Source organism: Nocardioides secundeburneus (genome assembly GCF_039939255.1).
GTDB lineage: Bacteria > Actinomycetota > Actinomycetes > Propionibacteriales > Nocardioidaceae > Nocardioides.
The window spans coordinates 348932-375449 of record NZ_JBDUUE010000005.1 but is presented as its reverse complement, the minus strand read 5'-3'; the positions used below and the strand labels follow the sequence as shown (position 1 = coordinate 375449).

Genomic DNA, 26518 nt, shown 5'->3' with positions numbered 1-26518 from the left:
GTCGTCCCCGTACGGCGGGTCAGCGTCGTTTTCCGCGACGTTCCCGTGACGTCCGCGGTGTCGTCCTAGCTTCGAGGAGCACAGTGAGTTCGCAGATCGAGGTCGTGGTCGGCCGCATCGGCAAGCCGCACGGCATCCGCGGCGAGGTGACCGTCGACGTCCGCAGCGACGAGCCCGACCGCCGCTTCGCCGTCGGCGCCGAGCTGCGCGCCGAGGCGCCGCGAGGCTCGGCGTTCGCCCCGCGCACGCTCACCGTCGTCCGCACTCGGTGGCACCAGCAGGTGCTGCTGGCCACGTTCGAGCAGATCCCCGACCGCACGGCGGCCGAGGGCGCGCGCAACGTGCTGCTGCACGCCACCGTGGCCGCCGACGAGACGCCCGACGACCCCGACGAGTTCTACGACCACCAGCTCGTCGGGCTCGCCGTCCACGACCTCGACGGCACGCTGCTCGGCGAGGTCACCGGGCTCGTGCACGGCGCGCAGGACCTGCTCCAGGTGCGCGCCGTCGACGGCCGCGACACGCTCGTGCCGTTCGTGTCCGCCCTCGTGCCCGAGGTCGACGTCGCCGGCGGGCGCGTCGTCGTCGCCGACCGGCCGGGCCTCGTCGCGCCCCTGCCCGACTGAGCGGGGCCACGGTGCGCCTCGACTACGTCTCGATCTTCCCCGACTTCTTCGCCCCGCTCTCGCTCTCGTTGCCGGGCCGGGCGGTCGCCTCCGGCCTGCTCGACGTCGGCGTGCACGACCTGCGCACGTGGACCCACGACCGGCACCGCACCGTCGACGACACGCCCGCGGGCGGCGGCGCCGGCATGGTGATGAAGCCCGAGCCGTGGGGCGAGGCGCTCGACGAGCTGCTGCCCGACGGCGGCACCCTCGTGGTGCCCACGCCGTCCGGGGTCCGGTTCACCCAGGCCCTCGCCCGCGAGCTCGCCACCCGCGAGCACCTGGTGTTCGCCTGCGGGCGCTACGAGGGCATCGACCAGCGCGTGCTCGACCACGCCGCCACTCGCGCCGAGGTCGTCGAGGTCAGCCTCGGCGACTACGTGCTCAACGGGGGAGAGGTCGCCGCGCTCGCGGTGACCGAGGCCGTCGTCCGCCTGCTGCCGGGCTTCATGGGCAACGCGGCCTCGCTCGTCGAGGAGTCGCACGAGGACGGCCTGCTCGAGTACCCCGTCTACACCAAGCCGGCCTCGTGGCGCGGCCACGACGTGCCCGCCGTCCTGCTCTCGGGCGACCACGCCCGCATCGCCGCCTGGCGCCGCGAGCAGCAGGTCGCCCGGACGGCGGCGCGTCGTCCTGACCTCCTCGGTGCCGTCGCCGCCACCGCGGAGTGGTCGATCGTCCCGGCCACCCGCGCCGACGCCGGCGAGCTGCTTACCCTGCAGCGCGCGTGCTGGCTGCAGGAGGCCATCGCCAACGACGACGTGGCCGGCATCCCGGCGCTGCACGAGTCCCTCGACGACGTGCTCGCCTGGCTCGGGTCGTGGCACGTGTGGGTCGTCCGCGTCGACGGGCGGCTCGTCGGCGCCGTGCGTGGCCGGCTGGAGGGCGAGGCCTGGGACATCGGCCGCATCATGGTCGCGCCCGACGTGCAGGGTCGCGGGCTCGGGCGGGTGCTGCTCGAGCACGTGCAGGCCGTCGCCCCGCCCGAGGCGGGGTCGTACGTGCTGTTCACCGGGCAGCACAGCCACGACAACATCCGGATGTACAAGAAGGCCGGCTTCCGGCTGCGCCCCGACCTCGAGGCGCCGCCGCTGGCGGTCGTGCTCACCAAGCGGCGCCGGATTTAACGCGCCCCACCCCGGTGTGGCAAACTCGACCCTCGGTCCGACCGGCCGAAGGTGCGCCCCGATCACACACCCGGGGGCACTGCGTCGGGCGCCTGCCACAGGGGACGCCTCACGCCGCCGGCCACCATGGTCGCGACCACACACCTGAACACCCGAACACCATCCGTTCCGCGGCTGACCTGTGGCAATCGCGAGGAGTCACCATGACCAACATCCTTGCCGAGATCGGCAGCTCCAGCCTCCGCACCGACGTCCCGGCCTTCCGCGCCGGCGACACGGTCAAGGTCCACGTGAAGGTCGTCGAGGGCAACCGCTCGCGCGTCCAGATCTTCCAGGGCGTCGTGATCCGCATCCACGGCAGCGGCATCGGCCGTACCTTCACGGTCCGCAAGGTCTCCTTCGGCGTCGGCGTCGAGCGCACCTTCCCGATCAACAGCCCGATCTTCGAGCAGATCGAGGTCGTCACCCGCGGTGACGTGCGCCGCGCGAAGCTCTACTACCTGCGCAACCTGCGCGGCAAGGCCGCCCGCATCAAGGAGCGCCGCGAGGCGTGACCGGGCTCTTCCCCGGATTCCACCGGGTGGCCTCCTAGGCTCGGCCCGTGACCACCGACGACGTCCCTTCGCGGCCCGCGAAGGGCGCGACGAAGCCCCGGAAGGACGCCGTGGACGACACCGCGACCGCACCCGACGACGCCACGTCGCCGAACGGTCCGGACGCCGTCGGGTCCGCGGCCGACGAGCCGGCGCGCGAGCGCCGGCTCGCGCTGTGGCAGGAGTGCCTGCTGCTGGTGGTGGCCGCCGTCGTCCTGGCCATCGTGGTCAAGGCCTTCCTCGTCGAGACGTTCTACATCCCGTCGGCCTCGATGGAGCCCGGGCTGCACGAGAACGACCGGATCCTCGTGCAGAAGTTCGGCGGCGAACCGTCACGCGGCGACGTCATCGTCTTCAAGGACCCCGGTGGCTGGCTCGGCAACACCGACGCCGACACCAACCCGTTGCAGGACATGTTCTCGGCGGTCGGGCTCTACCCCGAGGGTGGGCACCTGGTCAAGCGCGTCATCGGCGTCGAGGGCGACGTCATCACCTGCTGCGACGAGCAGGGCCGCATCCTCGTCAACGGCGTGCCCCTCGACGAGGACGCCTACATCGCGCCACGTCCCGAGGGCGTCACCTGCAACGGGCCGATGATCCCCTGCGACTGGTCGGCCGGCCCCGTGCCCGCGGGCAAGGTCTTCGTGATGGGCGACAACCGATCCGACTCCGCCGACTCGACCGTGCACCTGTGCCGGGCCGACGAGGTCGACTGCGCCCGCGACCCGTTCGTCGACGACGACCTCGTGGTCGGCAAGGTCTTCATGGTGGCGTGGCCGCTGGGCCACCTCGGCCTGGTCGGCACCCCCGACGAGCTCGCCGACGTCCCCGCCGCCGACTGAGCACGCACCGGGCGTGAGCACCCTCCCGCGTGGCCTCAGCGTCCGGCGTGACGCCGGGCTCTACGGCTACGAGCGCGCGCTGCGCCGTCACGGCGCCGAGGCGATCGCCGGCGTTGACGAGGCCGGCCGCGGAGCCTGCGCCGGCCCCCTGGTCGCCGGCGCGGCGATCCTGCCCCCCGGCCGGGCGGGCGTCGTCCCCGGCCTCGCCGACTCCAAGCTGCTCACCGAGAAGGCGCGCGAGCGCTGCTACGACCAGGTCGTGCGCCGAGCCGTCGCCTGGTCGGTGGTCGTGGTCTCCCACGAGGAGTGCGACCGGCTGGGCATGCACGTGGCCAACATCGAGGCCTTGCGGCGGGCGGTCGCGCTGCTCGACGTGCGCCCCGACTACGTGCTGTCCGACGGTTTCCCGGTCGACGGCCTCGGCGCCCCCGGCCTCGCGGTCTGGAAGGGCGACCGCGTCGCGGCGTGCGTCGCCGCGGCGTCGGTGCTGGCGAAGGTCACCCGCGACCGGATCATGGTCGACCTCGACGCCGTCCACCCGGCCTACGACTTCAAGACCCACAAGGGCTACATCACCGACGTGCACACCACCGCGCTCACCGAGCACGGCCCCTCGCCGGTGCACCGCATGCGCTTCGTCAACGTGCGGCGCGCGGCTGGGCTCGAACCCCTAGAGTCGACCCCATGAGTGCCGAAGAGCTCGAGAAGTACGAGACCGAGCAGGAGCTCACCCTCTACCGCGAGTACCGCGACGTGGTCGGCATCTTCAAGTACGTCGTCGAGACCGACCGCCGGTTCTACCTGTGCAACCAGGTCGACGTGAAGGCGCGCACCGAGGCCGACGACGTGTTCTTCGAGGTCTCGATGTCCGACGCCTGGGTCTGGGACATGTACCGCCCGGCGCGCTTCGCCAAGAACGTCAAGGTGCTGACCTTCAAGGACGTCAACGTCGAGGAGCTCCAGCAGGACGACGTCGTCCCGCCGAAGCCCTGACCGGGCGCTCGACCCCGTCGTCGGGGACTAGTCCGATCGGCCAATTCTTGGCTAGTCACCTGCCCGGCGGCACCGGGGCGGCTTATCGTGGACGGGCGGACCTGGGGTGTCCGCCTCCCCCCACGTGAAGGTACGAAGAGATGATCGGTCGGCGACGTCGCGGGCAGCGGTCCGAACGTGGCGCTGCGGCGCTCGAGTTCGCGCTGGTGATGCCGTTCCTGCTGCTGCTGGTGTTCGGGATCATCAGCTACGGCATGATGCTCAGCCTGCGTCAGTCGATGAGCCAGGCCGCGACCGAGGGTGCGCGCGCGGCGGCGGTCACCCTCAACGCCTCGCAGAAGCAGACCGAGGGCTACGCCTCGGTCAACGACGCGCTCAACAGCTTCGGCGTCTCGTGCGCCTCCGGCACCCTCCGCAGGGGCGGCGCCAGCGTCGGGACCTGCGCCGTCTCCAGCCCGGGCGCCTGCACGCCGGCGGCCGGCGCCGGCATCCAGTGCGTCACGGTGTCACTGGTCTACAACTACCGCGACCACCCGCTCGTGCCGAGCTTCCCCGGTCTGGGCGTGGTGCTGCCGGAGACGCTGAGCTACTCCGCCCAGGCGCGGGTGAGCTAGGTGCGCCGCCGGCGCGACGAACGCGGTGCCGTCGCCCTCGTCACCGCGCTCGTGACCTCGTTCGTCCTGATCGTGGTCGCCGCCATCACCGTCGACCTCGGCATGCAGCGGGTCGCGCGACGGGACATGCAGTCGCTGGCCGACGTCGTCGCGCTCGACCTGTCGCGCGAGCTCGACGGGCGCACGGTCGCCGTCCTGACGCCGCTGCTGCCGACCCTCGTCGAGCGGTCCGTGGCCCGCAACGGCGACACGATCGGCGACACCCCGCAGGTGACGGTCGAGCTCGGCAGCGTCTCGACCGCCGGCGTCTTCTCGCCGATGACCGCCGGCACCCCGACCGCCGTCCGCGTGCGGGCCGCGACCAGCATCGACTTCGCGTTCGGGGTCGCGACCCGCGGCGACGTCTCGCGGGCCGCGGTCTCGACGGCGCAGGCCGGCTCGTGCCTCAAGCTGGGCTCGTACCTCGCCACGGTCAACACCGACCAGAGCGCGCTGCTCAACCCGCTCCTCGGGGGCCTGCTCGGCTCGAGCTTGAACCTGAGCGCCGTGAGCTACACCGGGCTGGCCAACGCGAACATCACCCTGGCCGAGCTGGTCGACGTCGGCGGGCTCGGCGTCGGCACCGCCGACCAGCTGCTCGCCCTGCAGAACGTCTCGGTGCGCGAGTTCTTCCTCGCCTCGGCCCGCGTGCTCGACGCCCAGGGCAAGAACACCGAGGCGAACCTGCTGCGCTCGATCAGCGTCGCAGCGGGCACGCCGACCATCAGGCTCGGCGACCTGATCAACGCCGCACCCGGCGACACCTCGGCCCTCACCGCCGGCTTCAACGTGCTCTCCCTCGTGCAGGGCGCCGCCCTGCTCTCGCACCAGGGCAGCGCGGTCTCGATCCCCAACCTCTCGCTCGGGCTGCCGGGGCTGTTCACCACCTCGGCCTCGCTCAACGTGATCCAGGCGCCGCAGGTCACGTGCGGTCCGGTCGGCACGGAGTTCAGCACTGCGCAGGTCTCGCTGAGGCTCACCACGCGCATCCCGGCCCAGACGATCTCGGTGCCCGCGCTCGGCACCTCCGTGACGATCGACGCCTTCGACGTCTCGACCAGCTTCGACCTCGGCAAGGCCATCGCCACCCTGACCGGGATCACCTGCTCGTCGGCGGGAGTGTCCAGCCTCCAGGTGGCCCTGCGCTCGGCCGTCATCGGCTCGATCAACGTCGCGGCCAACGCTCGCCTCCGAGCCACCTTCACGGTGCCGCTGCTCGGCGGCTCGGGTCTGCTCGGCTCGTTGCTCACCACCATCTTGAGCACGCTCGGGCTCGGCAGCCTGCTCTCGCCGCCGTCGATCATCCTCGACAACCTCGTGAGCCTCAGCGGCGGCAGCTCGGCCTCGACCTACACCCGCAACCTGACCCTGCCGATCCCCGCCTCCTACACGACGCCGGTCGGCTCCGGCAGCGGCGGCCTCATCGGCGCGGTCTACCTCACCCCCGTCCTGTCGTCGACGCTCACGTTGCGCTACCGGCCACTGCTCAGCCCGTCGACCGTCGACCGCACCATCCTGCGCACCGAGGGCCTGTTCGCCGACGTGCTCAACCCGATCATCAGCCAGGTGCTCAGCACGCTGGTCAACCCGCTGGTCAGCCTGCTGCAGAGCCGGCTGCTGATGCCGCTCACCCAGCTGCTCGGCGTCCAGTACGGCGGCGCCGACGTGTGGGCCGTGCCCACCGCCACCTGCGCCAACCCCAAGCTCGTCGGCTGATCGTCCGAGAGGACTAGTCCGTTCGGTCAGACCTGCCGCTGATCCCTCCCGCAGCTCGGTGACCGCGCCTAGGCTCGGCCCGCGGCTTCGGGGGGACGCGTTCCAGCCCTTCCCCGTGACCGGAGACCAGACCCCCGATGATCGTTCGACCTCGGCGCCGCTCGTGCCGGTCCCGTGACGAGCGGGGCGCGGTCGCCCTCGTCACGGCGCTCACGACCTCGTTCGTGCTCGTCGTCGTCGCCGCCGTCACCGTCGACCTGGGGGTCCAGAGGGTGGCCCGGAGCGACATGCAGGCCCTGGCCGACATGGTCGCGCTCGACCTCGCACGCGAGCTGGACGGACGCACCGTCGGCCAGCTCGCGCCGCTGATGCCCGGGTTGGCCGAGCAGTCGCGGCTGCGCAACGCGGGGACGCTCGGCGACGACCCCACCCTCGAGGTCGATCTCGGTCAGGTCTCGTCCGCAGGGCGTTTCGAGGTGCTGTCCTTCGGGACCCCGACCGCGGTCCGGGTCCTCGCCGAGACGACGGTCGACTTCGCCTTCGGCGTCGCCGAGGACGGCGGCGCCGGACGGTCGGCGCTCGCCACGGTCAAGGCCGGGGCGTGCTTCCGGCTCGGCTCGCTGACCGCCACGATCGACACGGCCGACTCGTCGGTGCTGTCGGCCTTCTCCTCCATCGTCGGCGACGCTCTCGGCGTCAGGATCGACGCGGTCTCCTACAAGGGGCTGGCCGACGTCTTCGTCAGGATCGCCGACCTGGCCGCCGAGATGGGGGTGGGCTCCGTCGACGAGCTGCTCGCCCTCCGCTCGGTCGGGGTGGGGCGCTTCTTCGCCGCGACCGCCCGCGTGCTGTCGCGCAGCGGCACGACGACCGCCCAGGCCACCGCGGCCGCGGTGGTGACGTCGCTGTCGACACGCGTCGCGAGCACCCTCACCTTCGACGTCGGCGACATCCTGTCCGTCGGCGGCCCGGCCGCGGTCAGCGCACAGACCGGGGTGCTTGACCTCATCACCGCGTCTGCGTTCGCCATCGACGGCGACCACCTGCTCGACACCGGGGTGATCTGGAACGAGCCGCACGTCTCGACCGGCGACGTCCGTCTCAAGATCGTCGAGGCGCCACGACAGGCGTGCGGCCTGGTCGGGCCCGACACGAGGGCGACCACCGCCCAGGTCCAGCTCGACGCCGACCTCGGGTTCAACCTGCCCAACAAGGTCGGCGACCTGCTCGTCACGAACGCCACCGACCCGACGACGAAGTCCGCCTCGCTCGCGGTGAGGGCCCGCCTGGGCAGTGCCAGCGGGTACCTCAGTCGTCTCACGTGCGGGGCCGCCACCAGCGCCGCCACCGCCGAGTCGATCGCGGTCCAGGTCACGACGACGTTCACCGAGGCGAGCGTCTCGCTGCCCTTCCGGCTCCGGGGCACCATTACGACCCCCGCGGTGGTCAAGGCGATCCTGCCCGCGGACCTCGCCGCGCTGGTCACCGCGCTGGCCTCCGTCGAGCTGACGCTCGACCTCGGTGCCACGACGGCGGGTTCGCTCGTCACCCCGGGGCTGGGCCCACGGGAGACGACGTACGCGGTGCCACCGCACACCTACGGCGAGGGTGAGCCGGTGCCGGGGAGCAGCCCCGTGTCGGTCCCGCGGGCCACCACGTCCGTCGCCGTCGCCTCCAGCACCGCCCGGCTCAAGATCCGGGCGGCCGGCCTGACGGTCATCGACGCCGCCGTCGACGTCGGCCGGCTCGACCTGACCTCGGTCCTCGCGAGCGTGACCAGCAGTGTCATCGGCACCTCGGTCAACGCCGTCGTCGACAACGTCAACGCCGTGCTCGCGCCGGTCTCGACACTGCTCGGCCTCCGTACGGGCGGGGCCGACCTCTTCGGCATCCCGCGACCGATGTGCGCCGTCCCGATGCTCACCGGGTGACCGTGGCTGTGGAAACGTCCCGGAGTCGTCCACAGGCTTCGTGATCGGCAGGTGCCTGTGCACAACCCGCCCTGACGGCCGATCGCCGTCGCCGTCCTCGACGACGCTGTCCGCAGGAGGTCAGCGATGACGATGGACAGCAGCACGACCCGCACCAGCGGGCCCGCACGGCAGGCGCTCGGCGGCTACGGCGAGCGGGTCGCCGAGCGCCACCTCGTCGCGGCAGGACTCGTCGTCCTCGACCGCAACTGGCGCTGCGACGAGGGCGAGATCGACCTGGTGTGCCGCGAGGCCGGCGTCCTGGTGGTGGTCGAGGTGAAGACCCGCACGTCGGTGGCGCACGGCACCCCGCACGAGGCGATCACCGACGCCAAGCTCGACCGGCTCCACCGCCTCGGGCAGCGGTGGGCGCTGGTGCACCAGCTCCGGCCGCCCGAGACCCGGGTCGACCTCGTCGCCGTCCTGAGACCCCGGCGTGGCGCGGCCACGGTCGACCACGTGCGGGGGCTGGCCTGATGCCCTACGCCTCCACCCGCACGGTCTCGCTGCACGGCGCGATCGGCCACCTCGTCGACGTCCAGGCCGACGTCTCGCCGGGCCAGTCCGGCTTCGCCATCGTGGGCCGCCCCGACCAGTCGCTGCGCGAGGCCGGCGACCGCGTGCGCATGGCGTTGGTCAACAGCGACTTCCCGTGGCCGGCCACCACCCGGCGCCTCACGGTGCTGCTCTCGCCGGCCGACCTCGTCAAGCGCGGGCCGCACTTCGACCTCGCGGTGGCCGTCGCCGTCATCGCCGCCGACGGCCAGGTGCCCCGCAGCGCGCTCACCGACGTCGCCTTCCTCGGCGAGCTGACCCTCGACGGCGGCCTGCGCTGCGTGCCCGGCGTGCTGCCCATGGTGCTCGCGGCGTCGGCCCGCGGCGTCCGGCACGTCTTCGTGCCCGAGCCCCAGGTCCGCGAGGCCATGATGGTGCCGGGCGTGACGGTCCTCGGCATGCGGTCGCTGGCCCAGGTCGTGGCCGAGCTCAACGGCGAGGTCGTGCCCGAGGCGCCGCCGGTGCCCGGGCTGAGCAGCTCCCGGCTGCTCACCTGGCGCGGTGAAGAGCGCCTCGAGGAGGTCGACCTCGCCGACCTCCGCGGCATGCCCGACGCCAAGTTCGCCGCCGAGGTCGCGGCCGCTGGCGGCCACGCGTTGCTGCTCTCCGGCCCCAAGGGGTCGGGCAAGACCAGCCTCGCCGAGCGCATCCCCGGGCTGCTGCCCGACCTCGGGTCCGAGGAGTCGCTCGAGCTCACCGCCGTCCACTCGCTCGCCGGCACCCTCGAGCCCGGCGACGGGCTCATCACCCGGCCGCCGTTCTCGGCGCCGCACCACGACGCCAGCAAGTCGAGCCTCGTCGGCGGCGGCAGCGGCCAGGTGCGTCCGGGCGAGATCAGCCGGGCCCACGCCGGCGTCCTGTTCCTCGACGAGTTCCCACTGTTCCGCCACGACATCATCGAGGCCCTGCGGCAGCCGCTCGAGAGCGGCGACATCACCGTCGCCCGGGCCGAGGAGTCGGTGACGCTCCCGGCTCGCGGCATGCTCGTGCTCGCGTGCAACCCGTGTCCCTGCGGCGAGTGGACGGCCGAGGCCCGCACCAACAAGTGCGGCTGCTCGGCCGCCCGGCGCACCTCCTACCAAGCCAAGCTCTCCGGCCCCATCGTCGACCGGGTCGACATCTCGCGCTACGTCGGCGCCCTGCGCCGCGACCAGCACGACGTCTTCGAGCCCGAGGAGCCCACGGCCGCCGTCCGGGCGCGGGTGGCGGCGGCGCGAGCCCGGCAGGCCGAGCGCTACGTCGACTGCAGCTGGCGACTCAACGCCCACACACCGGGCCCGTTCCTCCGCGACCGGTGGCCGCTGACCGGGGCCGGCCAGAAGCTGCTCGACGACGACCTCTACGGCGGCGGGCTGAGCAGCCGCGGCGCCGTCCGGGTCCAGCGGGTCGCCTGGACGCTGGCCGACCTGCGATCGGTCGCGACCGGTCGCGACGTCGTCCCGGGCGTCGCCGAGGTGGCGGTGGCGCTGCAGCTGCGCAAGGCCGAGCCGGTCGCGCTCAGCACCGCGCGCCGGAGGGCGGCCGGATGAGCGCCGAGGCCTCGTCGTACCCGACCGACCGACCTGCCGCGACCGAGCAGGAGCGGCTCGCGCGGGTCGCCCTCAGCCTCCTCGGCGAGCCCGGCGAGACGAAGATGACCGCGCTGGTCGCCGAGCTCGGCGCCGTCCACCTCCACGAGCTGCTGCTCGGTGAGACCGACATCGAGGGCCTGCACACCGACGTCGCCGCGCGCCTCGCGGCGCTCGACCCCGCGCGCGAGCTCGAGGTCGCCGACCGGCTCGGCGTTCGGTTCGTCGTGCCCGGTGACGACGAGTGGCCGTCGCAGGTCGAGTCCCTCGCCGGCGCCGGGGCGCTCCACGACCGGGGCGGGGTGCCGCTCGGGCTGTGGGTGCGCGGACCCCACCGGCTCGACCGACTCGAGCGTGCCGTGGCCGTCGTGGGCTCGCGCGCGGCCACCACCTACGGCGACGACGTCGCGAGCGAGATCGCCGCCACCGTGGCCAGCGCGGGCCACGTCGTCGTCTCGGGCGGCGCGATCGGCATCGACCGAGCCGCGCACCGGGGCGCCGTGAGTGCCGATGCCCCCACCGTGGCCGTGCTCGCCTGCGGCGCCGACCGGGTCTACCCGCAGGGGCACAAGGCCATGCTCGACCATATCGCCGCCACCGGGGCGGTCGTGTCCGAGGCGCCGCCGGGATGGGCCCCGCACCGCATCCGCTTCCTCGCCCGCAACCGGGTCATCGCCGCCCTGTCGCACGGCACCGTCGTCGTCGAGGCGGCCCTGCGCAGCGGTGCCCTCAACACGGCCAGCTGGACCGGACGCCTGCAGCGGCCGCTCATGGGCGTGCCCGGCCCGGTCACCAGCGCGGCGTCGTCCGGGGTGCACGAGCAGATCCGGCTGGGCGCGATGTCGTTGGTCACCTGCGGCGCCGACGTGCTCGAGCTGGTCGCACCCGCGGGGGAGCGTCTCGTCGAGCCGCGCCGCGGCGTCGACACCGAGCGCGACCGCTTGAGCACACGACGGCGTCAGGTGCTCGACGCGGTGCCCGCGGCGGCGGCCGCCGGCACCGACTCGATCGCGCGCACCGCCGGCCTCGGGGTGCGCGAGGTGCGGGGCGCGCTCGAGCACCTCGAGACGGTGGGGCTGGCCGAGCACGTCGACGGCGGCTGGCGGCTCACCGACGAGGGTCGCCACTGACCGGCGCCGCGCTCCCTACGATCGGAGGGTGAGCGAGTCGTCCGAGCCCGTGGTCGAGCCACTGCCCCCGGGCATGGCCGCAGCGCTGGTCGACTACGAGCGGCACCTGACGGCCGAGCGCGACCTGACACCCCACACCGTGCGGGCCTACCTGGGCGACGTCGGCGGCATCCTCGAGCACGCGCGCCGGCTCGGGTTCACCGACCCGGGCCAGCTCGACCTGCGCACGCTGCGCAGCTGGCTCGCCCAGCAGCAGACCCTCGGCCGGTCGCGCACCACGCTCGCCCGACGCGCCACGGCCGCCCGCGTGTTCACCGCCTGGCTGGCCCGCACGGGCCGGGCGCCGGTCGACGTCGGCTCGAGCCTCGGCTCACCCAAGGCCCATCGAACGCTGCCGTCGGTGCTGCGCGCCGACGAGGCGGCCGACCTCATCGCGGCCGCGGTGGCCGCGGCCGACGACGGCAGCGCGATCGGCCAGCGCGACGTCGCCATGCTCGAGCTGCTCTACGCGACCGGCATCCGCGTCGGCGAGCTCGTCGGGCTCGACGTCGACGACGTCGATCGTGACCGCGACGTCGTCCGGGTGCTCGGCAAGGGACGTAAGGAGCGGAGCGTGCCTTTCGGCCGTCCGGCGGCGCGCGCGCTCGACAGCTGGGTGCGGTCGGGCCGGCCCCGTCTCGTCGCGGAGGGTGCCGGCCCGGCGCTGTTCGTCGGCGCCCGCGGACGCCGGATCGACCAGCGCGCCGTCCGCACGCTCGTGCACCGCCGCATCGCCGAGGTGCCGGGCGCGCCCGACATCGGGCCGCACGGGCTGCGTCACTCGGCCGCCACCCACCTGCTCGAGGGCGGCGCCGACCTGCGCTCGGTGCAGGAGCTGCTCGGACACGCCTCGCTCGCCACCACGCAGCGCTACACCCACGTGACGACCGACCGGCTGCGCCGCGCCTTCCAGCAGGCGCATCCACGCGCCTGACGGCGCCCTCAGAAGAAGGACGGGACCAGGTCGACCGCACGACCGGCCGGCAGCTCGCGCCACAGCGGCAGCAGCCGCACGGGGCCGGCGTCGACGAGGCGCAACGGGTCGAGGTAGGTCTCGCCTTCGAGCCAGCCCCAGTGCAGGCACGACCGCGGGAAGCAGTGCGAACCGAGCAGCTCGAGCGTGCCGAGCGGGCTGCCGCGGGGGAGCGGGGCGCCGACCGTGACCGCGGCCGTGACCGGTTCGTAGGTGGTGCGGGTGAGGCCGTGGGAGACCACGACGACCCCGCGGCCGGCGATGCGCCCGGCGAACGCCACCGTGCCGTCGAGCGCCGTGCGCACGGTCTGCCCGACCTCACCGGCGAGGTCGACCCCGCGGTGCCCGGCGCCGTAGGGACCGTCGGGCGGGTCGAAGGTGGCGACGACCTCGGGTTCGGGGTCGAGCGGCCACACCCCCACCGGATCCGGGTCCCGGAGTGCACCGGCCGACACGGCGGGTGCGGCCCACGTCGGTGCGACGAGGGACACGACGAACGCCGTCACGGCGACCAGGACGACGGTGGCGCGCCCCGGGGCCCGGGTCGGGTGGGAGGTGGTCATGACGCCACCCTGCGCCCTGTCCCCGACAACCCGAACCCCCGCGAGCACCACCTGTGGAGAATTCGTCGGGCGAGGCGCCTGTGGACGGTTCCGGGACGTTTCCACAGCCACGGGCGCCCTCCGGTCGGGCTCGGCACGTGGCAATTCGGCTCCCGGAGCGGTACGCCGTAGTCTTGACCACAACCGCTCCTCGGAGCGGAATTCGCACGCCCTCACTCCACGAGCCCGGCTCGTGGGCGTCGGCCCTCAGTCCCGCCCGGGCAGCACCGCCGGGCCGGTCGGGTCACGCGAGGACGTCAGGGCCACGGGCACCCGCCCACGGCATCGAACTGAAAACCATCCGGACCACCACCGGTGTGCCCTGCTCGCGAGAGCGAGTCGCAAGGGCACGCGCACGGCGGTGCGTCCGACACACGAGAGAAGAACCACCATGGCAGTCGTGACCATGCGCCAGCTCCTCGAGAGCGGCGTGCACTTCGGACACCAGACCCGTCGCTGGAACCCGAAGATGAAGCGCTTCATCATGACCGAGCGCAACGGCATCTACATCATCGACCTGCAGCAGTCGCTGGCCTACATCGACCGCTCCTACGCCTTCGTCAAGGAGACGGTGGCCAAGGGCGGCACGATCATGTTCGTCGGCACCAAGAAGCAGGCGCAGGAGGCGATCGCCGAGCAGGCGACCCGCGTGGGCATGCCCTACGTCAACCAGCGCTGGCTCGGCGGCATGCTGACCAACTTCCAGACGGTGCACCAGCGGATCAACCGTCTCAAGGAGCTCGACGAGATCGACTTCGACGCCGTCGCCGGCTCCGGTCGCACCAAGAAGGAGCTCCTGCAGATGAAGCGGGAGCGCGACAAGCTCGACAAGACCCTCGGCGGCATCCGCGAGATGACCCGCACGCCCTCCGCGGTCTGGGTCGTCGACACCAAGAAGGAGCACCTGGCGGTCGAGGAGGCGCGCAAGCTGCGCATCCCGATCATCGGCATCCTCGACACCAACTGCGACCCCGACGAGGTCGACTTCCCGATCCCGGGCAACGACGACGCCATCCGCGCGGTCGGACTGCTGACCCGCGTGGTCGCCGACGCCGTCGCCGAGGGCCTCATCGCCCGCTCCGGCGCCAAGACCGGTGAGGGCGCCGCCGCCACCGCCGACGAGCCGCTGGCCGAGTGGGAGCGCGAGCTGCTGGGCGGCGACGCCGAGCAGGCCGCCGAGGCCGCCACGGCCGCCGAGCCTGAGGCCCCCGCCTCCGAGGCGACCGGCGCGTCGTCCGAGGGTGCCGAGGCCGCTGCCGCTCCCGAGGCCGCTGCTGCTCCCGAGGTCGCTGCTGCTCCCGAGGCCACCGAGGCCCCCGTCGAGGCCGCCGCGACCGAGGCCGCCGAGGCCCCGGCCGAGCAGGCCTGAGACACCCCTACCGTCCCGACGTACTCGAAGAGGAACGCACATGGCTTACACCGCTGCCGACGTCAAGAAGCTCCGTGAGCTGACGCAGGCCGGCATGATGGACTGCAAGAAGGCGCTCGACGAGGCCGACGGCGACTTCGACAAGGCCGTCGAGATCCTGCGGGTCAAGGGCGCGGCCAAGGCCGCTGCCCGGGCCGAGGAGCGCGAGGCGTCGGCCGGTCTGGTCGCCGCGTCGGGCAACGCCCTCATCAGCCTCAAGGCCGAGACCGACTTCGTCGCCAAGAACGAGGCGTTCATCGCCACGGCACAGCAGATCGCCGACGCCGCCAACGAGGCCCAGGCCGCCGACGCGGAGGCCCTCAAGGCCGTCGCTCTCGGTGACTCCACCGTGGGCGAGGTCGTGGCCGAGCTGGCCCGCACCATCGGCGAGAAGATCGAGCTCGGCGAGGTCGCCTACTTCGCCGGCACCACCACGGTCTACCTGCACAAGAAGGCCACCGACCTGCCCCCGACGCTCGGCGTCCTCGTCGAGTACGACGGCGACGAGGCGGCGGCCAAGCAGGCTGCCCAGCAGGCCGCCGCCCTCAAGGCGCAGTACCTCACCAGCGACCAGGTCCCGGCCGACGTCGTCGAGGCCGAGAAGGACGTGCTGACCAAGAAGACGCTCGAGGAGGGCAAGCCCGAGGCTGCCGTCTCCAAGATCGTCGAGGGTCGCATCAACGCGTTCTTCAAGGAGATCGTGCTGCTCGACCAGGAGTCGGTCTTCGAGTCGAAGAAGTCGGTCAAGCAGGTGCTCGACGCCGCCGGCACCTCGGTGACGCGCTTCGCGCGTCTCGAGGTCGGCGTGTAGGGAGCATCCCTCCAGGCACCACGACAGGAGCGTCGCCCGACGGGCGGCGCTCCTGCCGTTTTTCCGTGCCCCCGGGCCCGCGCTCGTCGGCTCGCGACACGTCGCGAGCTGCACCGAGCCCGGCGCGACGGACGACGTCAGAGACCGGTAGCCTCCCTGAGGACTCGGCACACCATGGAAGGACCAGATGACCGGCTACCAGCGCGTCCTGCTCAAGCTCTCCGGCGAGGTGTTCGGCGGCGGCAAGGTCGGCGTCGACCCTGACGTCGTCCAGGGCATCGCCAAGGAGATCGCGGCCGTCGTCGAGGCGGGCGTCCAGGTCGCGATCGTGACCGGCGGCGGCAACTTCTTCCGCGGCGCCGAGCTGCAGCAGCGCGGCATGGACCGCGTGCGGGCCGACTACATGGGCATGCTCGGCATCGTCATGAACTGCCTGGCCCTGCAGGACTTCCTGGAGAAGATGGGCGTCGACACCCGCGTCCAGACCGCGATCACGATGGGCCAGGTGGCCGAGCCCTACATCCCGCGGCGCGCGATCCGGCACATGGAGAAGGGCCGCGTGGTCATCTTCGGTGCCGGCATGGGCATGCCGTTCTTCTCCACCGACACCGTGGCGGTGCAGCGCGCCCTCGAGAGCCGGTGCGACGTCGTGCTGTTCGACAAGAACGGCGTCGACGGCATCTACACCGCCGACCCGAAGAAGGACCCGACCGCCACGCGCATCGAGCAGCTGACCTACGACGACGCGATCGAGCAGGGCCTGCGCATCATGGACCAGACGGCGTTCACCCTCGCCCGTGAGAACAAGCTGCCCCTCATCGTCTTCGGGCTCGGCGAGGAGGGCAGCATCCTGCGCGCCGTCCGAGGTGAGAAGATCGGCACGCTCGTCACCGCGGGCTGAGACCCGGCCCCACCAGACCAGCGACCCCGCGCCACGGCGCGACGGCGCGACCAGCGAAAGGACCACCCCGTGATCAACGACATCCTCAACGAGGCCGACGGCAAGATGGACAAGTCGGTCGAGGCGACGCGCGAGGAGTTCGCCGCGATCCGGGCCGGCCGCGCCACCCCCGCCATGTTCAGCAAGATCATGGTCGACTACTACGGCACGCCGACGCCGCTGCAGAGCCTGGCCTCGTTCACCGCGCCCGAGGCGCGGGTCATCATGATCCAGCCGTTCGACATGGGCGCGATGGCCAACGTCGAGAAGGCCATCCGCGACTCCGACCTCGGCGTCAACCCGTCCAACGACGGCAAGGTGCTCCGCGCGGTCTTCCCCGAGCTCACCGAGGAGCGCCGCAAGGAGTTCGTCAAGCTCGCCAAGGCCAAGGCCGAGGACGGCCGCATCGCCGTGCGCAGCGTCCGCCGGACGGCGAAGCAGAACCTCGAGAAGCTCGAGAAGGACGGCGAGGTCGGCAAGGACGACGTCACCGGTGCCGAGAAGCGGCTCGACAGCATCACCAAGAAGCACACCGACGCGATCGACGAGATGCTCAAGAGCAAGGAGGCCGAGCTGCTCGAGGTCTGACGACCCCGAGCCGCCCGACCGGCCGTGACGACGTCGTCCGGCACGCCAGCCTCCCAGGCTCACCCGCCCCCGAAGGACCACGGGCGGGCCGGACGCGACCTCCGGGCCGCAGTGCTCTCCGCGGTGGTGCTGCTGTGCGCCATCGCCGCCTCGCTGGCCTTCTGGAAGCCGGCGTTCATGCTGATCGTGGTCGCCGCGGTCGTGGTGGCGATCTGGGAGCTGCGTCAGGGCCTGCTCGCACGCGACATCGACCTGCCCGAGCAGCCGCTGATGCTCGGCGGCGCCGTCATGGTGCTCTGCGCCTACGCGTGGGGCAGCGACGCGCTGGTCACGGCCACCGCGGTCACCGCGCTGGTGGTGATGCTCTGGCTGCTGCGCCGCGGCATCGACGGCTACGTCAAGAACGCCACGGCATCGGTGTTCACCCTGGTCTACGTGCCGTTCCTCGGCTCGTTCGTGGCCCTGCTGCTCTCCGAGGGCGGGCGTGACGGCGGTGGCCTCGACAACGACGGCGTGCAAGGCATCCTGGCCTTCATCCTGGTCACCATCGCCTCCGACATCGGCGGCTACATCGCCGGGGTGCTGTTCGGCAGGCACCCGATGGCGCCGGTCATCTCGCCGAAGAAGTCGTGGGAGGGCTTCGCGGGCTCGGCGGTCGCGTGCCTGGTGGCCGGCTGGCTGCTCGTGGTCTACCTGCTCGAGGGCGAGTGGTGGGTCGGGCTGTGCCTGGGCCTCATCGCGGTCGTGATGGCCACGCTCGGCGACCTGTGCGAGTCGGTGATCAAGCGCGACCTCGGCATCAAGGACATGAGCCAGGTCATCCCCGGACACGGCGGGCTCATGGACCGTCTCGACTCCCTCCTCGCCACGATCGCCCCGATCTGGCTGCTGCTGCACTACCTCGCCTTCGCCTGACGCCTCCCTCGCACAGGTGACCTTCGCGGCGGATCCGCCGTGGGATGTGGACGAGCCGCATACGATCGACCCCGATGAGCACCGACGAGAGCGTCCGCGCCGAGCCTGCGGACGACGCGACCCCGGACGACGACGACCCGGCGTCCGGTCGTCGCCGTGGGCGCAGGCGTCGCGCGCGACGCGACGACGTCGCCACGGTGCCGGTCGCGGCCACGTCGGGCGACGACGCGACGTCCGACGCACCGGTGTTCGTGAGCACCGCCACCGACGCGGGCTCCGAGCACGACGAGACGTCGTCCGGGCCGCGGTTCTGGCACCGCAGCCACCCGGTGTTCACCCCGCTCACCGGCTTCTTCACCGGCGTGCTCACGGTCGTGGTGGTCCTCGGTCTGCTCGGCGTCATCCTCGAGGTCGTCATCGGCTACGACATCGGCGACCACCCATGGGTGTTCCTGGTGGCGCTGGGCGTGCTGCTCGCGATCAACCTCGCCCTGGTCGTCGCACCGGGCACGCGCCGCTTCGCCCGCTACATGCTCTACGGGATCATCACCACGCCGGTCCTCGTGGCCGTCACCGCGGCGCTCACGTTCTACGTCGCGCTCGAGGGCTGAGGCCGGCGCCGCTCAGACGTCGTCGACGACCCACCCGAGGGTGCGCTCGACGGCGCGGTCCCAGCCCGACCGCTCGCGCCGGCGCACGCCCTCACTCATCGTCGGGTCCCAGCGGGCCGCACGACTCCAGTTGTCGCGCAGCACGTCGAGGTCGGGCCAGAAGTCGACGGCGAGCCCGGCGGCGTAGGCCGCCCCGAGCGAGACCGACTCCGACATCAGAGGTCGCTCGACGGGCAGGTCGAGCACGTCGGCGACGTACTGCATGAGCAGGTGGTTGGCGGTCATGCCGCCGTCGACCTTGAGCCCGGTGAACCCGATGCCGGTGTCGGCGGCCATCGCGTCGACGACCTCGGCGGTCTGCCACGCGGTGGCCTCGAGGACGGCGCGCGCGAGGTGGGCGCGGGTGACGTAGGAGGTGAGCCCGACGACGACGCCGCGCGCGTCGGGCTGCCACCGCGGCGCGAAGAGCCCGGCGAAGGCGGGCACGATGTAGCAGCCGCCGTTGTCGTCGACACGACGCGCGAGGGTCTCGATCTCGGGTGCGGAGCGGATCATCTCGAGCGAGTCGCGGAACCACTGCACCAGCGCGCCGGCGACCGCGATCGAGCCCTCGGTGGCGTAGGTCGTCGGCTGCCCCTCGAGGGCGTGCGCGACCGTGGAGATGAGCCCGTGGCTCGACGCGGTGATCTGCGCGCCGGTGTTCATCAGCAGGAAGGCGCCGGTGCCGTAGGTGCACTTGGCCTCGCCGGCGGCGAAGCACGCCTGGCCGAACAGGGCGGCCTGCTGGTCGCCGAACGCGCCGCCGATGGGGACGCCGGGCAGCCCGACCGCGCACGAGCCGTAGACCTGGGCGTTGGGCCGGATCTCGGGCAGGACCTCGCGCGGGATGTCGAGCGCGTCGAGCAGTCGCTGGTCCCAGTCGAGCGAGCGGATGTCCATGAGCATGGTGCGGCTCGCGTTGGTCACGTCGGTGACGTGCACGCCCTTGTCGGGGCCGCCGGTGAGGTTCCAGATGAGCCAGGTCTCGATGGTGCCGAAAGCGATCTCGCCGAGCCGGGCCCGGCGTTGCAGCCCGGGCACGTGGTCGAGGAGCCAGCGCAGCCGCGGGGCGGCGAAGTAGCCGGCCGGGGCGAGACCGCAGACCTCGCGGAACAGCCCGGCCGACGAGGAGGCGTTGAGCGACTCGACGACCCCCGAGCTGCGGGTGTCCTGCCAGGTGATGGCGGGCGCCACCGGGTGCCCGGTGGCGCGGTCCCACACGACCGTGGTCTCGCGCTGGTTGGCGATGCCGACGGCGGCGAGGTCGCCCGGCTGCAGCCCGGCCTGGTCGAGCGCCTCGGGCAGCACCCGCAACGTGTTGGTCCAGATCTCGGCGGCGTCGTGCTCGGCCCAGCCGGGTCGCGGGTAGTGCTGGCGGTGCTCGTGCTGGGCCACGGCGATCATCCGGCCGCGACGGTCGAAGACCAGGCACCGCGTCGACGTGGTGCCCTGGTCGATCGCAGCGACGTGGGTCGGGGCGCTCGTGCGTGCGGGGCTCACAGGCGCTCCTGCAATCGGTCGGACACCGCGTCCGCCGCCGTCACGATCGCCTCGACGAGCCCGGCCGCGGGTCCTCCGGACGGCGTCAGCACCCGTTCTCGGGGGCCGACCACGCCGAGGGCGCCGACGCCGACGCCGGCGTGGTGGCGGATCGGCGCGGCGATCGAGGCGAGACCGGGTCGGAACGTGCCGTCGACGAGCGCCCAGCCCCGCCGCGCGGTCTGCTGGACGGCGCGGGTCAGGTCGAGCGGACGCGTCGTCGTGGCCGGGGTGTAGGACGTGAGCTCGAGGTCGCGCGGGCGGGCGGCGGTGGGGGAGAAGGCCAGCAGGGTGAGCCCGACGGCGGTGGCGTGCAGGGGCTGGCGCTCGCCGATGCGCAGCCGCTGCGGGCTGCCGTCGGGTCGGAACACGTGGTGCAGGAGCTCGACGGACCGTCCGGTGAGCACGCCGAGCTCGACCTCGAGCCCCGTGTGCGCGGCGAGGCCGTCGGCCCAGGCCGAGGCACGCGAGCGCAGCAGGTGGACGTCGAGCGCGTCGCCGAGGTGGGCCAGGGCCTCGCCGACCGCGTAGCGGCCGGTCTCGGCGTCCTGCTCGACGAAGCCGACTCCGACGAGGGTGCGCACGATGCCGTGGACGGTGGGCTTGGCCAGGCCGAGGGCCTGGGCGAGGTCGCCGAGGGCGACCGGCTCGCGGACGGCGCCGAGGAACTGCAGCACGGCGGCCGCCCGCTCGATGGACTGGATGGTGCCGGGCACGACGCCAGCCTACGCGTTCGGCATCGTCGACCCACTGTTCGACATGATCGAACGACGGCCGTAGCGCGAGGAGCCGGACCAGGACCATGGTGTGACTGGCGCCACAGGGGTCGCCGGTCCGGAGGGGAACCATGAACAACCAGCACACCCACAAACGCAACCCGCTCGTCGGCGAGCTGAGTGCCGAGTTCGCCGGCACGCTCATCCTCATCCTGTTCGGCTGCGGGGTGGTGGCCTCGGTGGTCGCCGCCGGCCGCGGCGACGTCGACTCGATCAGCTGGGCCTGGGGCCTCGGTGTCGTGCTCGGCATCTACACCGCCGGCAAGATCACCGGCGCCCACCTCAACCCGGCGGTCACGATCGCCCTCGCCGCCTTCCGTGGCTTCCCGTGGGCCAAGGTCGGCCCCTACGCCGTCGCGCAGCTCGCCGGCGCGTTCGTCGCCGCGCTCATCGTCCGCTTCACCTACGGCGACTTCATCAAGGGCTTCGACCCCTCGCTGGGCAAGGACTCGATGGGCATCTTCTTCACCTCGCCCGGCGTCGACGCCAGCGGCGACCAGGTCTCGATCATGACCGCCTTCGGCGACCAGATCATCGGCACGGCCATCCTCGTCTTCCTCGTCCTCGCCCTGACGACCGCCACCAACGCCCCGCCGCTGGCCAACCTCACGCCGTGGTTCGTCGGCATGATCGTGGTCGGCATCGGCATGGCCTGGGGCGCCAACGCCGGCTACGCGATCAACCCCGCCCGCGACCTCGGTCCGCGTCTCGCGGCCTGGATCACCGGCTACGGCAACCAGGTCTGGGAGTCGGCGGCGAGCAACGACGTCTACTTCTGGGTGCCGCTCATCGCCCCGGTGATCGGCGGCCTCGTCGGCGGCGTGGCCTTCAAGTACCTCATCGAGATCCACCTGCCCGAGGAGGAGCCGGCCTCCGTCGGCGAGAAGGGGCCGCAGGCCGACGCGGTCTGAGCCCACCCGACCTTGCCACCACCCACAACCCGAGGAGCAACCGCATGACGCAGTACGTCGGCGCCGTCGACCAGGGCACCACCAGCACACGCTTCATGATCTTCGACCACGGCGGCAACGAGATCGCCCGCCACCAGCTCGAGCACGAGCAGATCCTGCCGCAGGCCGGCTGGGTCGAGCACGACCCGGTGGAGATCTGGGAGCGCACCAGCTCGGTGCTGCAGTCGGGCCTGAGCAAGGCCAAGCTGCAGGCGAGCGACCTCGCCGCCCTCGGCATCACCAACCAGCGCGAGACGACCGTGGTGTGGGACAAGAACACCGGTCGCCCCTACTACAACGCGATCGTGTGGCAGGACACCCGCACCGACAAGATCGCCAGCAAGCTCGAGCGCGACGGCCACGGCGACACCATCCGGCGCAAGGCCGGCCTGCCGCCGGCGACGTACTTCTCGGGCGGCAAGATCCAGTGGATCCTCGAGAACGTCGACGGCGTCCGCGAGGCCGCCGAGAAGGGCGACGCCCTGTTCGGCAACACCGACTGCTGGCTGGTCTGGAACCTGACCGGTGGCACCGACGGCGGCGTCCACGTCACCGAGCCCACCAACGCCAGCCGCACCATGCTCATGGACCTCGAGACCCTCGACTGGGACGACGAGCTGCTCGCGATGTTCGACATCCCGCGCTCGATGCTCCCCGAGATCAAGTCCTCCAGCGAGCCCGGCGGCTACGGCACCACCCGCGCCAACGGCCCGCTGCGCGGCGAGGTGCCGATCACCGGCATCCTCGGCGACCAGCAGGCCGCGACCGTCGGCCAGGTCTGCTTCGAGCCCGGCGAGGCCAAGAACACCTACGGCACCGGCAACTTCATGCTCCTCAACACCGGCACCGAGCTGGTCCGGTCGAAGGCGGGCCTGCTGACGACGGTCTGCTACAAGTTCGGCGACCAGCCCGCGGTCTACGCCCTCGAGGGCTCGATCGCGGTCACCGGCTCCGCCGTCCAGTGGCTGCGCGACCAGCTCGGCATCATCAGCGGCGCCTCGCAGAGCGAGTCGCTGGCCGCCCAGGTCGAGGACAACGGTGGCGTCTACTTCGTGCCCGCGTTCTCCGGCCTGTTCGCGCCCTACTGGCGCTCCGACGCCCGCGGCGCCATCGTCGGGCTCTCGCGCTACAACACCAACGCCCACCTGGCCCGCGCCACGCTCGAGTCGATCTGCTACCAGAGCCGCGACGTCGCCGAGGCCATGGAGAAGGACTCCGGCGTGACGCTCGAGGTGCTCAAGGTCGACGGCGGCGTCACCGCCAACGAGCTGTGCATGCAGATCCAGGCCGACGTGCTCGGCGTCGAGGTCAGCCGGCCCGTCGTCGCCGAGACGACGGCGCTCGGGGCGGCCTACGCGGCCGGGCTCGCCGTCGGCTTCTGGAACAACACCGACGAGCTGCGCGCCAACTGGAACGAGGCGAAGCGATGGTCGCCACAGTGGGATGACCAGCAGCGTGAAGACGGTTATGCCCAGTGGAAGAAGGCCGTGACCCGCACGCTCGACTGGGTCGACGTCGACTGATCCGGGTACCGGCGCTTCCGACCCGCTCGTCCACACCCACCAGCAGAAGAGGTTGATCACCCCATGAGGTCCGTCGCCCTGTCACCCGAGTTCCGTGCGGAGTCCCTGCGCGCCATGGCCGCCGAGGAGCTCGACATCCTGGTCATCGGTGGTGGGGTGGTCGGTGCGGGCAGCGCCCTCGACGCCGCCACCCGCGGCCTCAAGGTGGGGCTGGTCGAGGCGCGCGACTTCGCCTCGGGCACCTCGAGCCGCTCGAGCAAGCTCGTGCACGGCGGACTGCGCTACCTGGAGATGCTCGACTTCCGGCTCGTGGCCGAGGCGCTCAAGGAGCGGGGCCTGCTCCTGCAGGAGCTGGCCCCGCACCTGGTGCGCCCGGTCGCGTTCCTCTACCCGCTGCAGCACCGCGGGTGGGAACGCTTCTACGCCGGTGCCGGCGTCGCGCTCTACGACACGATGTCGCGCGTCTCCGGACGCTCCGGCGTCCCGCTGCACCGCCACCTCACCCGTCGCGGCGCGCGCAAGCTGGTGCCGTCGCTGCGCAAGGACGCCCTCGTCGGTGCCCTGAAGTACTACGACGCCCAGGTCGACGACGCGCGTCACACCATGTTCCTGTCGCGCACGGCCGCGGCCTACGGCGCCCACGTGGCCTCGCGGGCCCGGGTCGTCGAGCTGCTCAAGGAGGGCGAGCGCGTCACCGGCGCCGTCGTCCGCGACCTCGAGACCGACGAGACCGTCACCGTCCGCGCCCGCCAGGTCATCAACGCCACCGGCGTGTGGACCGACGAGACCCAGGACCTCGGTGGGCAGCGCGGCTCGTTCCACGTGCGCGCCAGCAAGGGCATCCACCTGGTGGTGCCCAAGGACCGCATCCGCTCCGAGGTCGGCCTGATCCTGCGCACCGAGAAGTCGGTGCTGTTCGTCATCCCGTGGGGCCGGCACTGGATCATCGGCACCACCGACACCGACTGGAGCCTCGACAAGTCGCACCCGGCGGCCAGCGAGGCCGACATCGACTACCTGCTCGAGCACGTCAACTCCGTGCTCGAGACCCCGCTGACGCGCGCCGACGTCGAGGGCGTCTACGCCGGACTGCGTCCCCTGCTCGAGGGGGAGTCGGAGGCCACCTCCAAGCTCTCGCGCGAGCACGCCGTCGGCCACCCCGCGCCCGGCCTGGTCGTCGTCGCGGGCGGCAAGTACACGACCTACCGAGTGATGGCCGAGGACGCCGTCGACGAGGCCGTGCACGGCATGTCGTCGATGTTCGACCGGGTCGTCGGACCGTCGGTCACGGCCAAGGTGCCGCTGCTGGGCGCCGAGGGCTACGAGGCGCTGGTCAACTCCCGCCACGTGCTGGCCGACCGCTCGGGCCTGCACGAGGTCTGGATCGACCACCTCCTCGGCCGTTACGGCTCGCTGGTGCACGAGGTGCTCGACCTGGTCGAGGCCGACCCGAGCCTGGGCGAGCCGCTGGCCGGTGCCGCCGACTACCTACGGGTCGAGGCCGTCTACGCCGCGAGCCACGAGGGCGCGCGCCACCTCGACGACGTCCTCACGCGGCGCATGCGCATCTCGATCGAGACCTTCGACCGGGGTGTCGGCGCCGCCGAGGAGGTCGCCGACCTCGTCGCCCCGGTGCTGGGCTGGAGCGAGGAGCAGCGCGGGATCGAGGTCGACCACTACCGCAAGCGGGTCGAGGCCGAGCTCCAGAGCCAGCAGATGCCCGACGACGCCACGGCCGACGCCGCCCGCATGGGTGCGGCCGACGTCGTGCCGCTCAGCTGAGGTCGCTCGGGTCCGGCCGGGCTCACACGCTCGCGAATCGGCGGGGGCTGGCCCGCGGTGGGAGACTGAGGGTGCTATGACCGAGCCCATCAAGACCCTCCCGCTGGTGTTCAACGAGCCCCGCGGGCGCAAGAAGCCCCCGCCGCACCTCGCCGACCTCGACCCGGCCGGTCGCAAGGCGCTGCTCGAGGAGCACGGGCTGCCGGGCTTTCGGGCCAAGCAGCTCTCCGCGCACTACTTCGCCCGGCTGGTCGACGACCCCGCCGAGATGACCGACCTGCCGGCCGCCCAGCGCGACGACCTCGTCGCCACCCTGCTGCCCGACCTGATGACGCCGCTGCGCACGATGGAGGCCGACAAGGGCACCACGCGCAAGACGCTGTGGAAGCTCTTCGACGGGGCCCTCGTCGAGTCGGTGCTGATGCGCTACCCCGACCGCGCCACGATGTGCGTCTCCAGCCAGGCCGGTTGCGGCATGGCCTGCCCCTTCTGCGCCACCGGGCAGGGTGGCCTGCAACGCAACATGTCGACCGCCGAGATCGTCGAGCAGGTGCTGGCCGGCGCCCGCGCGCTCGCGCGCGGCGAGGTGCCGGGCGGCCCGACCCGGGTCTCCAACGTGGTGTTCATGGGCATGGGCGAGCCGTTGGCCAACTACAAGGCCGTCATCGGCGCCGTGCGCCGGCTGACCGACCCCAGCCCCGACGGCCTCGGCATGTCGGCGCGCGGCGTCACGGTCTCGACCGTGGGCCTCGTGCCGCGCATGCGTCAGCTCGCCGACGAGGGCATCCCGGTCACGCTCGCGCTCAGCCTGCACGCCCCCGACGACGAGCTGCGCAACGAGCTCGTGCCGATCAACACGCGGTTCTCGGTCGCCGAGACGGTCGACGCGGCGTTCCACTACGCCCAGACCACCAAGCGTCGCGTGAGCATCGAGTACGCCATGATGCGCGGCATCAACGACCAGGCCTGGCGCGCCGACCTGCTGGCCGACGTCCTCATGCGCGGCGACTGGGGCTGGGTGCACGTCAACCTGATCCCGCTCAACCCCACTCCCGGCTCGAAGTGGACGGCGTCCGACCCGGCCGACGAGCGCGAGTTCGTGCGCCGACTCGAGGCCAGGGGCATCCCGACGACCGTGCGCGACACCCGCGGCAGCGACATCGACGGGGCGTGCGGCCAGCTCGCAGCCGTGGAGTGACGCCGGTCTACG

At 72.4% G+C, this 26518-nt stretch carries 26 protein-coding genes; 23 read left to right on the top strand and 3 right to left on the bottom strand.

Annotation, left to right across the window (positions count from 1 at the left end; genetic code table 11):
- Window positions 1-83 precede the first annotated feature (83 nt).
- The 13 genes from rimM to ABFT23_RS15480 all read left to right on the top strand — a co-directional run bounded on the left by rimM (window position 84) and on the right by ABFT23_RS15480 (window position 12785).
- Window positions 84-626, top strand: a complete 543-nt coding sequence (gene rimM / locus ABFT23_RS15540) for a ribosome maturation factor RimM (protein ID WP_347896735.1) — start codon at window positions 84-86, stop codon at window positions 624-626.
- Window positions 627-637: 11 nt separating this feature from the next.
- The gene (trmD, locus tag ABFT23_RS15535) at window positions 638-1792 is read left to right on the top strand and encodes a tRNA (guanosine(37)-N1)-methyltransferase TrmD (RefSeq protein WP_347896733.1); all 1155 of its coding nucleotides are present in this window, start codon (window positions 638-640) and stop codon (window positions 1790-1792) included.
- Window positions 1793-1995: 203 nt separating this feature from the next.
- A complete protein-coding gene (gene rplS, locus ABFT23_RS15530) occupies window positions 1996-2346 on the top strand; it encodes a 50S ribosomal protein L19 (protein ID WP_347896731.1) in 351 nt (116 codons plus the stop codon).
- A gap of 47 nt (window positions 2347-2393) precedes the next feature.
- Entirely contained in the window at window positions 2394-3227 is an 834-nt protein-coding gene (lepB, locus tag ABFT23_RS15525) for a signal peptidase I (protein WP_347896729.1), read from the top strand.
- Between the two features lie 13 nt (window positions 3228-3240).
- Window positions 3241-3915 (top strand): ribonuclease HII, encoded by a 675-nt coding sequence (locus tag ABFT23_RS15520; protein ID WP_347896727.1) that lies wholly within the window; start codon window positions 3241-3243, stop codon window positions 3913-3915.
- The gene (locus ABFT23_RS15515) at window positions 3912-4220 is read left to right on the top strand and encodes a DUF2469 domain-containing protein (protein ID WP_347896725.1); all 309 of its coding nucleotides are present in this window, start codon (window positions 3912-3914) and stop codon (window positions 4218-4220) included. The genes ABFT23_RS15520 and ABFT23_RS15515 overlap by 4 nt, the downstream gene beginning before the upstream one ends.
- Before the next feature lie 140 nt (window positions 4221-4360).
- The gene (locus ABFT23_RS15510) at window positions 4361-4834 is read left to right on the top strand and encodes a TadE family protein (RefSeq protein WP_347896723.1); all 474 of its coding nucleotides are present in this window, start codon (window positions 4361-4363) and stop codon (window positions 4832-4834) included.
- Window positions 4835-6589, top strand: coding sequence for a hypothetical protein (locus tag ABFT23_RS15505; RefSeq protein WP_347896721.1), 1755 nt, complete (start codon window positions 4835-4837; stop codon window positions 6587-6589).
- Window positions 6590-6726: 137 nt separating this feature from the next.
- Window positions 6727-8520, top strand: a complete 1794-nt coding sequence (locus ABFT23_RS15500; protein ID WP_347896720.1) for a hypothetical protein — start codon at window positions 6727-6729, stop codon at window positions 8518-8520.
- Between the two features lie 126 nt (window positions 8521-8646).
- Window positions 8647-9036, top strand: a complete 390-nt coding sequence (locus tag ABFT23_RS15495; protein ID WP_347896718.1) for a YraN family protein — start codon at window positions 8647-8649, stop codon at window positions 9034-9036.
- A complete protein-coding gene (locus ABFT23_RS15490) occupies window positions 9036-10643 on the top strand; it encodes a YifB family Mg chelatase-like AAA ATPase (protein WP_347896716.1) in 1608 nt (535 codons plus the stop codon). The genes ABFT23_RS15495 and ABFT23_RS15490 overlap by 1 nt, the downstream gene beginning before the upstream one ends.
- A complete protein-coding gene (gene dprA / locus ABFT23_RS15485; protein WP_347896714.1) occupies window positions 10640-11812 on the top strand; it encodes a DNA-processing protein DprA in 1173 nt (390 codons plus the stop codon). Before ABFT23_RS15490 ends, dprA begins: the two co-directional genes overlap by 4 nt.
- Window positions 11813-11885: 73 nt before the next feature.
- Window positions 11886-12785, top strand: coding sequence for a tyrosine recombinase XerC (locus tag ABFT23_RS15480; RefSeq protein ID WP_347897049.1), 900 nt, complete (start codon window positions 11886-11888; stop codon window positions 12783-12785).
- Between the two features lie 8 nt (window positions 12786-12793).
- Here ABFT23_RS15480 and ABFT23_RS15475 read toward each other — a convergent pair whose 3' ends face one another.
- Window positions 12794-13387 (bottom strand): M23 family metallopeptidase, encoded by a 594-nt coding sequence (locus ABFT23_RS15475; protein ID WP_347896712.1) that lies wholly within the window; start codon window positions 13385-13387, stop codon window positions 12794-12796.
- 430 nt (window positions 13388-13817) lie between these two features.
- Between ABFT23_RS15475 and rpsB the strand changes: the two genes are divergently transcribed.
- The 6 genes from rpsB (at window position 13818) to ABFT23_RS15445 (ending at window position 18699) form a co-directional block, all read left to right on the top strand.
- Entirely contained in the window at window positions 13818-14795 is a 978-nt protein-coding gene (gene rpsB, locus ABFT23_RS15470; protein ID WP_347896710.1) for a 30S ribosomal protein S2, read from the top strand.
- A 40-nt stretch (window positions 14796-14835) separates the two neighbouring features.
- Entirely contained in the window at window positions 14836-15645 is an 810-nt protein-coding gene (gene tsf, locus ABFT23_RS15465) for a translation elongation factor Ts (RefSeq protein ID WP_347896708.1), read from the top strand.
- Window positions 15646-15832: 187 nt separating this feature from the next.
- Window positions 15833-16546: a UMP kinase gene (pyrH, locus tag ABFT23_RS15460; protein WP_347896706.1), complete on the top strand. Its 714-nt coding sequence runs from the start codon at window positions 15833-15835 to the stop codon at window positions 16544-16546.
- 72 nt (window positions 16547-16618) lie between these two features.
- Window positions 16619-17173 carry a ribosome recycling factor gene (gene frr, locus ABFT23_RS15455; protein ID WP_347897047.1) on the top strand — a complete coding sequence of 185 codons (555 nt, stop codon included), beginning with the start codon at window positions 16619-16621 and terminating at the stop codon, window positions 17171-17173.
- 24 nt (window positions 17174-17197) lie between these two features.
- Window positions 17198-18088 (top strand): phosphatidate cytidylyltransferase, encoded by an 891-nt coding sequence (locus tag ABFT23_RS15450; RefSeq protein WP_347896704.1) that lies wholly within the window; start codon window positions 17198-17200, stop codon window positions 18086-18088.
- A gap of 74 nt (window positions 18089-18162) precedes the next feature.
- Window positions 18163-18699 carry a hypothetical protein gene (locus ABFT23_RS15445; protein ID WP_347896702.1) on the top strand — a complete coding sequence of 179 codons (537 nt, stop codon included), beginning with the start codon at window positions 18163-18165 and terminating at the stop codon, window positions 18697-18699.
- A gap of 12 nt (window positions 18700-18711) precedes the next feature.
- On the opposite strand, the gene glpK (ABFT23_RS15440) is transcribed toward ABFT23_RS15445, so the two are convergent.
- Together glpK (ABFT23_RS15440) and ABFT23_RS15435 are read right to left on the bottom strand one after the other, a co-directional pair.
- Window positions 18712-20238 (bottom strand): glycerol kinase GlpK, encoded by a 1527-nt coding sequence (glpK, locus tag ABFT23_RS15440; RefSeq protein ID WP_347896700.1) that lies wholly within the window; start codon window positions 20236-20238, stop codon window positions 18712-18714.
- Window positions 20235-20993: an IclR family transcriptional regulator gene (locus ABFT23_RS15435; RefSeq protein WP_347896698.1), complete on the bottom strand. Its 759-nt coding sequence runs from the start codon at window positions 20991-20993 to the stop codon at window positions 20235-20237. Before ABFT23_RS15435 ends, glpK (ABFT23_RS15440) begins: the two co-directional genes overlap by 4 nt.
- Window positions 20994-21124: 131 nt before the next feature.
- On the opposite strand from ABFT23_RS15435, the gene ABFT23_RS15430 reads away from it, so the two are divergent.
- The 4 genes from ABFT23_RS15430 to rlmN all read left to right on the top strand — a co-directional run bounded on the left by ABFT23_RS15430 (window position 21125) and on the right by rlmN (window position 26506).
- Window positions 21125-21964 carry an MIP/aquaporin family protein gene (locus ABFT23_RS15430; protein WP_347896696.1) on the top strand — a complete coding sequence of 280 codons (840 nt, stop codon included), beginning with the start codon at window positions 21125-21127 and terminating at the stop codon, window positions 21962-21964.
- 44 nt (window positions 21965-22008) lie between these two features.
- Window positions 22009-23526: a glycerol kinase GlpK gene (gene glpK / locus ABFT23_RS15425; protein ID WP_347896694.1), complete on the top strand. Its 1518-nt coding sequence runs from the start codon at window positions 22009-22011 to the stop codon at window positions 23524-23526.
- Window positions 23527-23589: 63 nt separating this feature from the next.
- Window positions 23590-25308: a glycerol-3-phosphate dehydrogenase/oxidase gene (locus ABFT23_RS15420; protein WP_347896692.1), complete on the top strand. Its 1719-nt coding sequence runs from the start codon at window positions 23590-23592 to the stop codon at window positions 25306-25308.
- Between the two features lie 76 nt (window positions 25309-25384).
- The gene (rlmN, locus tag ABFT23_RS15415; protein WP_347896690.1) at window positions 25385-26506 is read left to right on the top strand and encodes a 23S rRNA (adenine(2503)-C(2))-methyltransferase RlmN; all 1122 of its coding nucleotides are present in this window, start codon (window positions 25385-25387) and stop codon (window positions 26504-26506) included.
- The last annotated feature ends 12 nt before the right edge of the window (window positions 26507-26518 follow it).